The following is a 12,539-nucleotide window of genomic DNA, read 5'->3' on the forward strand; positions in this document are numbered from 1 at the left end:
TGGCGCTCACCACGCCGCCCGGTAGATTGCCAGCGCGTCGGGCTCGCGCAGTTCGCGCGGATTGTTGACCAGAAGCCGCGTCTGTTTCATCGCGTCGGACGCCATCTTGGCAAGATGTTCCTTGCCGATACCGACTTCGCGCAATTGTGCGGGCAGTCCGAGCTTTTTCGAAAGCTCGGCCAGCGCCCCGATGAAGGCGTCGCATCGTGCCTGCACGCCGTCTTCATGCGTCAGTTCGGGAAAGGCGTCGGCGGCGATCTCGGCGTAGAGCCCCGCGGCCTCCGGCGCGTTGAAACGCAGCACATGCGGCAGCACCAGCGCGTTCGACAGGCCGTGCGGTACGTGAAACGTCCCGCCGATCGGATAGGCCAGCGCATGCACGGCCGCGACCGGCGAATTGGCGAAGGCCTGTCCGGCCAGCATCGAGCCGAGCAGCATCGCGCCGCGCGCGGCCACATCGTGGCCCTCGAAGACGGCGGTTTCGATATGCGCGCCCAGAAGCCGCAGGGCCTGGCGCGCCAGCATTTTTGACAGCGGGTTGTTGTTGGCGTTTCTGGAGGCGTAGGCCTCGATGGCGTGCACCATGGCGTCGATGCCGGTCGCCGCGGTGATCGCCGGCGGCAGGCCCAGCGTCAGCTCCGGGTCGAGAACGGCGATGTCGGGCAGGATGACCGGGCTCGAAACGCCGCGTTTTTCCTGCTCGCCGACGGTGATGATCGAGACCGGGGTCACCTCCGAGCCAGTGCCTGCCGTGGTCGGCACCAGCGCCAGCGGTAGGCGCGGTCCCCGTGCATTGCCCACGCCCCACGCAGCGTCGAGGTCTTCGCCCGAGCCGATCAGGAGCGCGGCGAGCTTGGCGACGTCGAGCGAGGAGCCGCCGCCGAAGCCGGCGACACCCGTGACCCCGGCGGCCCGGCCGGCCTCGACCGCTGCCGTCAGCGTTTTCAGCGACGGATCGGCCTCGACCCGGTCGAAGATCGTCACCGCGATCCCGGCCGCTTCAAGCGAGGCGAGCGCCGGATCACACAGGCCGAGCGCCCGCAGGCCGGGGTCGGTGACGAACAGAACCGTCTGGCCGAGACATGGCCCGGCGATTTCGCCGAAGCGGCGGGCCGCGCCGGCCTTAAACCGCACTGATGGCGTCGTATTGAAGGCAAAGGGCGGGAAAGCGTCATTTGTCATGCCACGAAAATTGACAAGCCGCCGCGCTTTTGTCGAGAGTGATTGGCACGACGGTGCGGATTGGCAAATGGCTTGCCGCCATGTTAGTTTTTTTACCAAACGATAAAAACCAGAGGGGTAGGCGGTTGCATGGCTCAGTCTGCAATCGAACTTAAGGGGATCGACAAGAGTTTTGGTGCCGTGCGCGCCAATCGCGACATCAATCTCGAAATCGCGCCAGGCACCATTCACGGCATCATCGGGGAGAACGGCGCCGGCAAGTCGACGCTAATGTCGATCCTGTACGGCTTTTACCAGGCAGATCGCGGGGAAATCTTCGTCAACGGGCAAAAGACCGACATCGACTCGCCCAATGACGCGATCGCCGCCGGCATCGGCATGGTGCACCAGCATTTCATGCTCGTGCACAATTTCACCGTGCTTGAAAACATCATTCTGGGCGCCGAGGGGTCTTCGCTGCTCAATACCGGGATCGCCCGCGCACGCTCCGAACTGCATCGGCTGGAGGAGGAATACAGTCTCGATGTCGATCCCGACGCGATTGTTGAGCAACTGCCCGTCGGCCTGCAGCAGCGTGTCGAAATTCTCAAGGCGCTCTATCGCGGCGCCGAAATCCTCATTCTCGACGAACCGACCGGCGTTCTGACCCCGGCCGAGGCCGATCATCTGTTCCGCATCCTCCGCAAGTTGAAGGACGAGGGCAAGACGATCGTCCTGATCACCCACAAGCTGCGCGAGATCATGGCCGTGACCGACAATGTGTCGGTCATGCGTCAGGGCACCATGGTCGCCACCCGCAAAACCGCGGCAACCACGGTGGAAGAACTGGCCGAACTGATGGTCGGCCGGCGCGTGCTCCTGCGCGTCGAAAAGGGTGAGGCGAGCCCGAGTGGCGTCAAGCTCTCGGTCAAGAACCTGTCGGTCAGGGATTCGCGCGGCGTCACCATGGTCGACAACGTCTCCTTCGACGTGCGCGCCGGCGAGATCGTCGGGATCGCCGGGGTCGCCGGCAACGGCCAGTCAGAGCTGATCGAGGCGATCGCCGGCACCCGTCGGGCCGAGACGGGCACCGTTTTGCTCGACGGCGCGCCGATCGACGTCGCCGGTTCGGCCGACCCCGGCGAGTTGCGCGCGCGCGGTCTCGCCCATGTGCCGGAGGACCGCCACCATGTCGGCCTGGTATTGCCCTTCGAGGAGAACGAGAATTCGATTCTCGGCTATCACGGCATGGATTTTTATCTGAACGGCCCGTTCCTCAATATCGAGGCGATCCGCTCCGACGCGCGCGACAAGATCGAGAAATACGACATCCGTCCCGCCGATTGCCGGCTGAAGACGGCCAATTTCTCCGGCGGCAACCAGCAGAAGATCGTGCTCGCCCGCGAGATGGAAAAAGATCCGGGCGTGCTCGTCGTCGGCCAGCCGACGCGCGGCGTCGATGTTGGTGCCATCGAATTCATCCACAAGCAGCTCATTGCCATGCGCGACCAGGGCAAGGCGGTGCTTCTGATTTCCGTCGAGCTCGACGAGATCCGTTCCCTGTCCGACCGCATCCTTGTCATGTTCGACGGTCGCGTCGTCGGCGAACGCGGCCCGGACGCCACCGAAGGCGAACTTGGCCTGTTGATGGCCGGTGTCGAGGCGCAGGAGGCAGCCGAATGAGCGCACCCTATGCAAAGCTGCCGGCCTGGGCCGATTACGGGCTGATTCCGCTTATCAACCTCTTCGTCGCCTTTCTGGTCGCCGGGTTGGTGGTGCTTCTGGTCGGTGAAAGCCCGATCGAGGCCGCCGGATTGTTGTTGAAGGGGGCTTTCGGCTCCGGTTCCGGCATAGGCTACACGCTGTTCTACGCCACCAGCTTCATCTTCACCGGATTGGCGGTGGCGGTCGCCTTCCATTGCGGCCTGTTCAATATCGGCGGCGAGGGCCAGGCTTATGTCGGCGGGCTCGGCGTGGCTCTGGTCTGCCTCACCTTCGACGGCATCCTGCCCTGGTGGCTCAATTTCCTCCTCGCCATTGTCGGCTGCGCCGCGATCGGCGGCATCTGGGCCATGATCCCCGGCTGGCTGCAGGCCAAGCGCGGCAGCCATATCGTCATCACCACCATCATGTTCAACTTCATCGCCGCGAGCCTGATGGTCTATCTGCTCGTCGGGCCGCTGAAGCCGCTGGGCTCGATGGCCCCGCAAACCCGTACCTTCATGCCGGACGCGCATCTGCCCAAGCTCAACTGGTTGATCGAATTGTTCGGGTTTTCGGTGCGCTCGACGCCGCTCAATCTGTCCTTCATCCTGGCGCTGGTGATGGCGGTCGTGGTCTGGGCGCTGATCTGGCGCACCAAGCTCGGCTACGAGATCCGCACCATGGGCTTTTCGCCCAAGGCGGCGCGTTATGCGGGCATCAAGGAGGCCAGGATCATCGTCATCACCATGGCGATCTCCGGCGCCCTCGCCGGCATGATGGCGCTCAATCCGGTCATGGGAGACCAGCACCGCCTGCAGCTCGATTTCGTCACCGGCGCCGGCTTCGTCGGTATCGCCGTTGCCCTGATGGGACGCTCCCATCCGGCCGGCATCGTGCCGGCGGCGATTCTGTTCGGGATGCTCTACCAGGGCGGCGCCGAAATATCCTTCGTCATGCCGCATATCAGCCGCGACATGATCGTCATCATCCAGGGGCTGGTGATCCTGTTCGCCGGCGCGCTGGAGCATATGTTTCGGCCGGCCGTGCAGGCCGCTTTCGCCAGCCTCAGTCCGCGTTCCGTCGGCATCGACGTCGAAGCCAAGGGGGAGGGTGCCTGAGATGGATTTCCTCAACCTAATCCTGCAACTCCTCGACGCCACGATCCGCGTCTCCGTGCCTCTGCTCCTGGCCTGCCTCGCCGGCCTCTATTCCGAACGGTCCGGCGTGTTCGACATCGGTCTGGAAGGCAAGATGCTGGCCGGCGCCTTCGCCGGCGCCTCCACCGCTGCCGTCACCGGCTCGGCTTGGCTCGGCATGCTGGCCGCCATCACCATATCGGTGTTTTTCGCGCTGGTGCACGGTTTTGCCTCGATCACCCATCGCGGCAACCAGATCGTGTCGGGCGTGGCGATTAACTTCATCGCTGCCGGCTCCACCGTCATTCTCGGTCAGGCCTGGTTCAGCCAGGGCGGGCGCACCCCCTCGCTGGTCGCCGATGCGCGTTTCAACGCCATCACCCTGCCGTTCGCCGACACGCTGCGCGAGGTGCCGCTGATCGGGCCGATCTATTCCGAACTCGTTTCGGGTCATTCGCTGATCGCCTATATCGCCTTCCTGATGGTGCCGTTCACCTGGTGGGTGCTGTTTCGCACCCGCTTTGGCCTGCGTCTGCGCGCCGTCGGCGAAAACCCCGCCGCCGTCGACACGGCCGGCATCTCGGTCGCCTGGCTGCGTTATCGCGCCGTCATCTGTACCGGCGTGCTGACCGGTCTTGCCGGCACTTATCTCGCTGTGTCGCAGAATGCCGGCTTCGTGAAGGACATGACCGCCGGCAAGGGGTTCATCGCGCTCGCCGCGCTGATCTTCGCCAAATGGCGGCCGGTGCCGGCCATGTTCGCCTGCCTGCTGTTCGGCTTCCTCGACGCCTTCGCAATTCGCTTCCAGGGCATCGCTCTGCCTTTGATCGGCAAGGTGCCGGTGCAATTGATGCAGGCGCTGCCCTATATCCTCACCGTTATCCTGCTCGCCGGCTTCATCGGCAAGGCGATCCCGCCCAAGGCCGGCGGCGTCGCCTATGTGAAGGAGCGGTGAGAATGGCTGCATGCGATAGTTTCGGTTTTCGCCCCTCATCGTCAGGATCCGACACCATGGCCAGGCAGAAAAAGTGACGTTTATGTCCCACGATCTGTTCGAGGCCGCCGTCGCGGCGATGACCAAGGCGCACGCGCCCTATTCGAAATTTCCGGTCGGCGCGGCGATCCGCACCGTCGACGGCCGCATTCATGCCGGCGCCAATATCGAAAACGCCTCTTTTCCCGAGGGTTGGTGCGCCGAAACCACCGCGCTGTCGCATTTCGTCATGGCCGGCGGCGGCGAGATCGCCGAGATCGCCGTGGTCGCCGCGCGCATGGCCAGGATCACGCCGTGCGGCGGCTGCCGGCAAAGGTTGGCCGAATTTGCCACCGCCGACACCAGGCTGCATTTGTGCGACGACACGGGTATAGTCGAGACCACCACCATGGGCGCGCTGCTCCCGCTCGGTTTTCGCGGAGATGGGCTGAAATGAAGGCTGCCGTCGATCTGCTCGTCGAAAGGCTTGACGGCTTAGTTCCCGGGACCGCGGTCGTCCTTGGCTCGGGTTTGGGAGGGCTGGTCGACGAGGTCGCCGATCCGGTTCGCCTGCCCTATGCCGACCTGCCCGGTTTCCCGCAAAGCGGCGTCACCGGCCATGCTGGAGAGCTGGTAGCCGGCAGCTTTTCCGGTACGCCCGTGCTGATGCTGGCCGGCCGCGCCCATTATTACGAGCACGGCAACGCGGCCGCCATGCGCCCCGCGCTCGAAACCCTGGCCGGGATCGGCATCAAGCGTCTGGTCCTGACCAACGCTGCCGGTTCGCTCGACCCCGACATGCCGCCCGGCTCGGTGATGTTGATCACCGACCATATAAATTTTTCCGGCACCAATCCGCTGTTCGGCGAGCCGAGCGACCGGCGCTTCGTCGGCTTGACCGAGGCATACGACGCCGATATGCGCGCGGCGCTCGAAAACGCCGCCGAGGCGACCGGAACGCCGCTGAAAAAGGGCGTCTATATGTGGTTTTCCGGCCCGTCCTTCGAGACGCCGGCCGAAATCCGGATGGCGCGCGTGCTCGGCGCCGACGCAGTCGGCATGTCGACCGTGCCGGAGGTGATCCTCGCCCGCTTTCTCGGCATGCGGGTTGCCGCCTGTTCGGTCATCACCAATCTCGCCGCCGGCATGACCGGCCAGGAACTCTCGCATCAGGAAACCAAGGACATGGCACCGCTCGGCGGCGCGCGCCTCGCCGCCGTTCTGCGCCGCGCCATCGGAGATTTCCAATGAATGTCGACCCGCAAAAAACGATGACCGACGCCGTCGGGGCGGGCGCGGCCCGCGATCTCGTTCAGGTCGCGCAGCCCCATTCACGCAACCAGGGTGTCGCCTTCGACGCCGCCTGGTTCGACGCGACGGATATCAATCTTTCGGCGGTCGAGCGCCGCACCGCCACCTTGACCACGCGCCGCACCGTCAAGAAGGAATGGCAGGTCGCCTGGCTGATCAAGGCGATCGAGGTGATCGACCTGACGACGCTTGCCGGCGACGATACCCCGGGACGTGTCGCGCGGTTATGCGCCAAGGCGCGCAATCCGTTGCGCGCCGACCTCGCTGACGCCCTCGGCCTGGCCGGCCGGCGGCTGACCACCGGCGCGGTCTGCGTCTATCCGACCATGGTGGCCGGTGCGGTGAGGGCGCTGGACGGCTCCGGCATTCCGGTCGCCTCGGTCGCCACCGGTTTTCCCGCCGGATTGACGCCGATGGCCGAGCGGCTTGCCGAAATCCGCTACGCGGTCGGCCAAGGCGCGGCCGAGATCGACATCGTGATCACCCGCGCACATGTGCTGACCGGCAATTGGGCCGCGCTGCACGACGAGATCGCGCTGATGCGCGAGGCCTGCGGCGACGCCCATATGAAGGCGATCCTGGCGACCGGGGACCTGAAGACCCTGACCAATGTCTACCGCGCCTCCATGGTGGCCATGCAGGCCGGCGCCGACTTCATCAAGACCTCCACCGGCATGGAGGGCGTCAACGCCACCTTGCCGGTCAGCCTGGTGATGGCACGTGCCATTCGTGATTATCTCGAGCGCACCGGCCACAAGGTTGGTTTCAAACCGGCCGGCGGTATCCGCACGGCCAAGGACGCGCTCGCCTGGCTGATCCTGATGCGCGAGGAGCTCGGTCGCGAGTGGATGGAGCCGGAACTGTTCCGCTTCGGCGCCAGCGGTCTGCTCGCCGACATTGAACGCCAGATCGAGCATTTCGTCACCGGCCGCTATTCGGCCAATGATCGCCACGGCGTGGCGTGAGGGCTTCATGAACAAGATCGTCTCAATCCTCGACAGCATGGAATACGGCCCCGCGCCCGAGGACGACGCCAATGTCCGCGCCTGGCTGGCGCGCCACAAGGGCAGTTTCGGCCATTTCATCGGCGGCGTTTTCACGCGGCCCGGCAAGGGCGCGAGCCTGACCGCCGTCAATCCCGCGAATGGCGAGGCGCTGGCCGAAGTGGCCGAGGGCGGCGAAAAGGATGTCGACGCCGCGGTCGAGGCCGCGACCAAGGCCTTCAAATCCTGGTCGGCGCTATCCGGCACGGCGCGTGCTCGCCATCTCTACGCGCTTGCCCGCCAGGTTCAGAAGCACGCCCGTTTCCTCGCCGTTCTGGAGACGCTCGACAACGGCAAGCCGATCCGCGAGACGCGCGACATCGACGTGCCGCTGGTCGCGCGCCATTTTTATCACCATGCCGGCTGGGCCGAATTGCGCGACCAGGAATTTCCCGGATACGCGCCTGTCGGCGTATGCGGCCAGATCATCCCATGGAACTTTCCGCTACTGATGCTGGCCTGGAAGGTGGCGCCTGCGCTCGCCGCTGGGTGCACGGTGGTGTTGAAATCGGCCGAGCACACGCCGCTTTCCGCGCTCGCCTTCGCCGAGATTTGCCGCGAGGCCGGACTGCCTGCCGGTGTCTTCAATCTCGTCAATGGCGGCGGGGCGACCGGCGCCGCCCTTGCCGCCCATGACGGGCTCGCCAAGCTCGCCTTCACCGGCTCGACCGAGATCGGCCGCGTCCTGCGCCGCCAATCGGCCGGCACCGGCAAGAAATTGTCGCTTGAGCTTGGCGGCAAGTCGCCCTTCATTGTCTTCGACAATGCCGACATCGACGCCGCGATCGAAGGTGTGGTCGACGCCATCTGGTTCAATCAGGGCGAGGTTTGTTGCGCCGGCTCGCGCGCCATCGTCCAGGAAGGCGTGGCTGAAAAATTCCACGCCCGGCTCAAGGCACGCATGGAAACCTTGCGGGTCGGACCGCCGCTCGACAAATCGACCGATATCGGCGCCGTCGTCGCCCCGGTGCAGATCGAGCAGATCCGCGCCCGCGTCGAGGCCGGCGTCAGGGAGGGGGCGGCACTTCACCAGCCGAGCTGGGCCGGCGAGACTTTCGCCCGCGCCACCGAGGGCGGCTGCTTCTTCCCGCCCAGCCTGTTCACCGGTGTCTCGCCGGCCTCGCCGCTGGCCCAGGAGGAGATTTTCGGCCCGGTTCTGGTCTCCATGACCTTCCGTACTCCCGGGGAGGCGATCGCGCTCGCCAACAACAGCCGCTACGGGCTCGCCGCCTCGATCTGGTCGCAGAACCTCGACACCGCCTTCGACGCGGCCCGCAGGGTCAAGGCAGGCGTGGTCTGGATCAATTCCACCAATATGTTCGATGCGTCGGTCGGGTTCGGCGGCTACAAGGAAAGCGGCTTCGGGCGCGAGGGCGGCCGCGAGGGGATGTTCGAATATCTGGTGGCAGCCTGGCAGAAAAATGCACGGGCGCTCCCCGAAAGCCCGCCGCTGGCCGCACCGGTGCCGGTCGACGACGAGGCCGGCCCCGGCTCGGCGCCGGCCGGGCTCGACCGCACCGTCAAGCTTTATATCGGCGGCAAGCAGGCGCGTCCGGATTCGGGCTATTCCTACCCGGTCCTAGACGGCCGGGGGCGCCTCATCACCGAAGCCGGCCACGGCAATCGCAAGGATATCCGCAACGCGGTCGAGGCGGCCCGCAAGGCCGAGGGCTGGACGGCCATGACCGGCCATGCCCGCGCACAGGTGCTGTATTTCCTGGCCGAGAACCTTGAATTGCGCGCCGGCGAGTTCGCCGAGCGCGTCGCCCGGATGACCGGCATTTCGGCGAAGAAGGCCGCCGCCGAGGTGGATACCTCGGTCGCACGCCTCATCCACAACGCCGCCCGCGCCGACAAATATGACGGCCGCGTGCGCGCGCCGCAGCCGCGCATGCTGGCGCTCGCCCTGCCCGAACCCTACGAGGTGATCGGCATTTCCTGTCCCGACGAGGCGCCGCTGCTGGCCTTCGTCTCTCTGGTCGCACCGGCGATCGCCATGGGCAACCGCGTCGTCGTCACGCCCTCGCAGCACCATCCGCTCGCCGCCTGCGACCTATATCAGGTGCTCGACACGTCCGACGTGCCGGGCGGCGTGGTCAACATCGTGACCGGCGCCCGCGATCAGCTCGCTTCCGTCATGGCAAAACACGACGACATCGCGGCGTGCTGGTATGTCGGCTCGGCCGAGGGCAGCGCCATGGTCGAGGCCGAATCGGCCGGTAATCTCAAGGCCACCTGGGTCAATAACGGCAAGGCGCGCGACTGGTTCGATGCCAGCCAGGGCCAGGGCGAGGAGTTTCTGTTCCACGCCACCCGCATCAAGTCGATCTGGACGCCGTTCGGTGTGTGATCCGAGAAGAGGTGAACGCGGGACGGGCGAGGAGGCCCGGCGCTGCGCATGATGCTTCCCCAGGAATTCATCCGTCTGAAGCGCGACGGCAAGCCGTTGCCGGGCGACGCGATCGCCGCCTTCGTCGCCGGCATCACCGATGAAAGCGTCACCGAGGGACAGTTGGCCGCCTTCGCCATGGCCGTCTTCTTCAACGGCATGAGCCGCGACGAGGCGGTGTCGCTGACGCTGGCAATGCGCGATTCGGGCGACGTGCTGTCGTGGCCCGGGCTCGACCGCCCGGTTGTCGACAAGCATTCCACCGGCGGCGTCGGCGACAATGTCTCGCTGATGCTGGCGCCGATCGTGGCCGCCTGTGGCGCCTATGTGCCGATGATTTCCGGCCGCGGCCTCGGCCATACCGGCGGCACGCTCGACAAGATGGACGCGATCCCCGGCTATCGCAGCCAGCCCGACAATGACGATTTCCGCCGTACCGTACGTGCGGCCGGTTGCGCGATCATCGGCCAGACCGGCGATCTGGCGCCGGCCGACAAGCGGTTTTATGCGGTGCGCGACATCACCGCGACGGTGGAATCGGTGCCGCTTATCACCGCCTCGATCCTGTCGAAGAAGCTCGCCGCCGGGCTAGGGGGGCTGGTGCTCGACGTGAAATCGGGCAATGGCGCCTTCATGCAGAAAAGTCGGGATGCCACCGCGCTCGCCAAGAGCCTGGTTGAAGTGGCCAATGGCGCCGGGCTTCAGACCTCGGCGTTGATGACCGACATGAACGAACCGCTCGCCTCGGCCGCCGGCAACGCGGTTGAGGTCGTCAACGCGGTCGATTTTCTGACCGGCCGTGTCCGCGATCCTCGGTTGGAGGAGGTCACGCTTGCCCTTGCCGCCGAGATGTTGATGTCGGCCGGTCTAGCGTCGTCTCACCGCGAGGCCGGCGTGATGGCGCGGGATGCGCTCGGCTCGGGAGCCGCGGCCGAACGTTTCGCGCGCATGGTGGCGGCGTTGGGCGGCCCTTCCGATTTCGTCGACGATTGCCGGGCGCACCTGCCGAAGGCCCCGCTCGTCCGTCCCGTGCTGGCGCCTGCCGACGGGTTCGTGACCGCGATCGACACACGCGGTCTGGGCGTCGCCGTGGTAGCGCTCGGCGGCGGTCGCGTTCGTCCCGGCGACCCGGTCGATCACGCGGTCGGGCTGAGCGGCATTGCTCCGGTCTGCGCTGAAGCCCTCAAGGGTGAACCGCTGGCGATGGTACACGCTAGGAACGAGGCGGATTTCGAGGTCGCCTCGCGCGCGGCGCTCGCGGCCTACGCGATCGGGCCGACGCGTCCGCCGCGCCGCAAGCCGGTGTCGCGCCGTATCGGCCCATCGGCTTGAGGGCTGTCATTGCTCCATCAGCATGGTGCCGTCTTCGACCCGGAAGACTGCCAGCTTCTTCAAAAAGCTCATGCCGATCAGCGTGCTCGACAGCGCCTTGTCCTCCAGCACCAGCGCCTCGACGTTCTCGATATGGATCCGCCCGATCTGCAGGCTGTCGATCCGGGCCGCTGCCGCCGAAACCGTGCCGTTGGCCGTATTGACCTCGTAGCGGAAGTCGGACGGGCCGAGCTTGATTCCGACCCGGCGCGCGGTCGTTTCGTTGAAGGCCACCAGCGTGGCACCGGTGTCGATCATGGCCGGAAGGCGGCGGCCATTGAGCTTGAACTCGGCCATGAAATGCCCGCGCGAATCCATCGGCACCTCGACCCGGCGACCGCTCAGTTGCTTGCGTTCGCGCGCCGGCTCGCTCGTCTTTGCAAGCTGCGGCTGAGCGCTCTGGGCGGGATTTTCGGTGAACCGTTCGCGGACGATTGTTTCGAACAGTTCCGGATTCGTCTGGTAGATCAGCGGCACCGACGCCGCGCTGCCGACAATGATACTCAGGGCGATCAGTTTGTGCATCACCGTTCCCTTGGACGTGAGCGCGAAAGCGGGACCCGGCCTTCGAAAACGATCATGCCCCAACCAAATAAAGGGATCACAACCGCGCTTTTGCGAAACGACATCGTGATCCAGAGTCGGCGACAAGATAGCCGCGATTGATTGACCGCGTTTTAACCGCTCGGCACCGCAAGGACCTGGCGATCCGGAACCGCATCTTGCGTTAACCGGTGGTAAATGCGCGGCAAAAGGCGTTCTATTTGGTGCCGTACATGCGGTCGCCCGCATCTCCCAGCCCTGGCACGATATAACCCTTCTCGTTTAAGCGCTCGTCGATCGCAGCGGTGAAAATCGGCACGTCGGGATGGGCGGCGTTGAAGCGCTCGATGCCCTCTGGAGCGGCCAAAAGGCACAGGAACCGCAGATTGGTCGCGCCGCGCTCCTTCAGCTTGTCGATCGCGGCGATGGCGGAGTTGGCCGTCGCCAGCATCGGGTCGACCACGATCACCAGCCGGTCGGCAAGGTCGCTCGGCGCCTTGAAGAAATATTCCACCGCCTCCAGCGTATCGTGGTCGCGGTAAAGTCCGACATGGGCGACGCGGGCGGCCGGCACCAGGTCGAGCAGCCCTTCCAACAGGCCGTTGCCAGCGCGCAGCACCGAGGCGAACACCAGTTTCTTGCCCTCCAGCGTCGGTGCGTCCATCGGCTGGAGCGGCGTGTCGATCCGCGTCGAGGTCAGTTCCAGCTCGCGCGTCACCTCATAGCCCAAAAGCAGCGATATCTCGCGCAGCAGGCGTCGAAAGCCCGCCGTCGAGGTCTGCTTGTTGCGCATGATGGTCAGCTTGTGCTGGACGAGCGGGTGGTCGATGACGGTTACGCCCTTCATGACACCGGTTTCCCCTCTTCTTGTCGGCCGCGCTGCCAATCAGCTTTAGCCGGTCGACGCT

11 protein-coding genes are annotated in these 12,539 nt (G+C 65.5%); 8 read left to right on the forward strand and 3 right to left on the reverse strand.

Features of this window, described 5'->3' with window-relative positions; translation table 11 throughout:
* Positions 1-6: 6 nt before the first annotated feature.
* A complete protein-coding gene (locus tag GN330_RS12690) occupies positions 7-1,182 on the reverse strand; it encodes an iron-containing alcohol dehydrogenase (protein WP_156713078.1) in 1,176 nt (391 codons plus the stop codon).
* A gap of 129 nt (positions 1,183-1,311) precedes the next feature.
* On the opposite strand from GN330_RS12690, the gene GN330_RS12695 reads away from it, so the two are divergent.
* From GN330_RS12695 to deoA, 8 genes are all read left to right on the forward strand, one after another.
* Positions 1,312-2,844 carry an ABC transporter ATP-binding protein gene (locus GN330_RS12695; RefSeq protein WP_156713079.1) on the forward strand — a complete coding sequence of 511 codons (1,533 nt, stop codon included), beginning with the start codon at positions 1,312-1,314 and terminating at the stop codon, positions 2,842-2,844.
* The gene (locus GN330_RS12700) at positions 2,841-3,983 is read left to right on the forward strand and encodes an ABC transporter permease (protein WP_156713080.1); all 1,143 of its coding nucleotides are present in this window, start codon (positions 2,841-2,843) and stop codon (positions 3,981-3,983) included. The genes GN330_RS12695 and GN330_RS12700 overlap by 4 nt, the downstream gene beginning before the upstream one ends.
* Position 3,984: 1 nt before the next feature.
* Positions 3,985-4,956, forward strand: a complete 972-nt coding sequence (locus GN330_RS12705; protein WP_156713081.1) for an ABC transporter permease — start codon at positions 3,985-3,987, stop codon at positions 4,954-4,956.
* Positions 4,957-5,038: 82 nt separating this feature from the next.
* Positions 5,039-5,431 carry a cytidine deaminase gene (cdd, locus tag GN330_RS12710; protein ID WP_156713732.1) on the forward strand — a complete coding sequence of 131 codons (393 nt, stop codon included), beginning with the start codon at positions 5,039-5,041 and terminating at the stop codon, positions 5,429-5,431.
* Positions 5,428-6,225 (forward strand): purine-nucleoside phosphorylase, encoded by a 798-nt coding sequence (locus tag GN330_RS12715; protein ID WP_156713082.1) that lies wholly within the window; start codon positions 5,428-5,430, stop codon positions 6,223-6,225. The genes cdd and GN330_RS12715 overlap by 4 nt, the downstream gene beginning before the upstream one ends.
* Positions 6,226-6,245: 20 nt before the next feature.
* A complete protein-coding gene (deoC, locus tag GN330_RS12720; RefSeq protein WP_156713733.1) occupies positions 6,246-7,250 on the forward strand; it encodes a deoxyribose-phosphate aldolase in 1,005 nt (334 codons plus the stop codon).
* A 7-nt stretch (positions 7,251-7,257) separates the two neighbouring features.
* Positions 7,258-9,678 (forward strand): aldehyde dehydrogenase family protein, encoded by a 2,421-nt coding sequence (locus GN330_RS12725; RefSeq protein ID WP_156713083.1) that lies wholly within the window; start codon positions 7,258-7,260, stop codon positions 9,676-9,678.
* Positions 9,679-9,729: 51 nt separating this feature from the next.
* Entirely contained in the window at positions 9,730-11,049 is a 1,320-nt protein-coding gene (deoA, locus tag GN330_RS12730) for a thymidine phosphorylase (RefSeq protein WP_156713734.1), read from the forward strand.
* A 6-nt stretch (positions 11,050-11,055) separates the two neighbouring features.
* Here deoA and GN330_RS12735 read toward each other — a convergent pair whose 3' ends face one another.
* A complete protein-coding gene (locus GN330_RS12735; RefSeq protein ID WP_343040631.1) occupies positions 11,056-11,880 on the reverse strand; it encodes a TIGR02281 family clan AA aspartic protease in 825 nt (274 codons plus the stop codon).
* The gene (gene upp, locus GN330_RS12740) at positions 11,849-12,478 is read right to left on the reverse strand and encodes a uracil phosphoribosyltransferase (protein ID WP_156713085.1); all 630 of its coding nucleotides are present in this window, start codon (positions 12,476-12,478) and stop codon (positions 11,849-11,851) included. The genes GN330_RS12735 and upp overlap by 32 nt, the downstream gene beginning before the upstream one ends.
* Positions 12,479-12,539 lie beyond the last annotated feature (61 nt).

It is taken from the genome of Nitratireductor arenosus, assembly GCF_009742725.1.
In the GTDB taxonomy this organism is placed as follows: domain Bacteria; phylum Pseudomonadota; class Alphaproteobacteria; order Rhizobiales; family Rhizobiaceae; genus Mangrovimarina; species Mangrovimarina arenosa.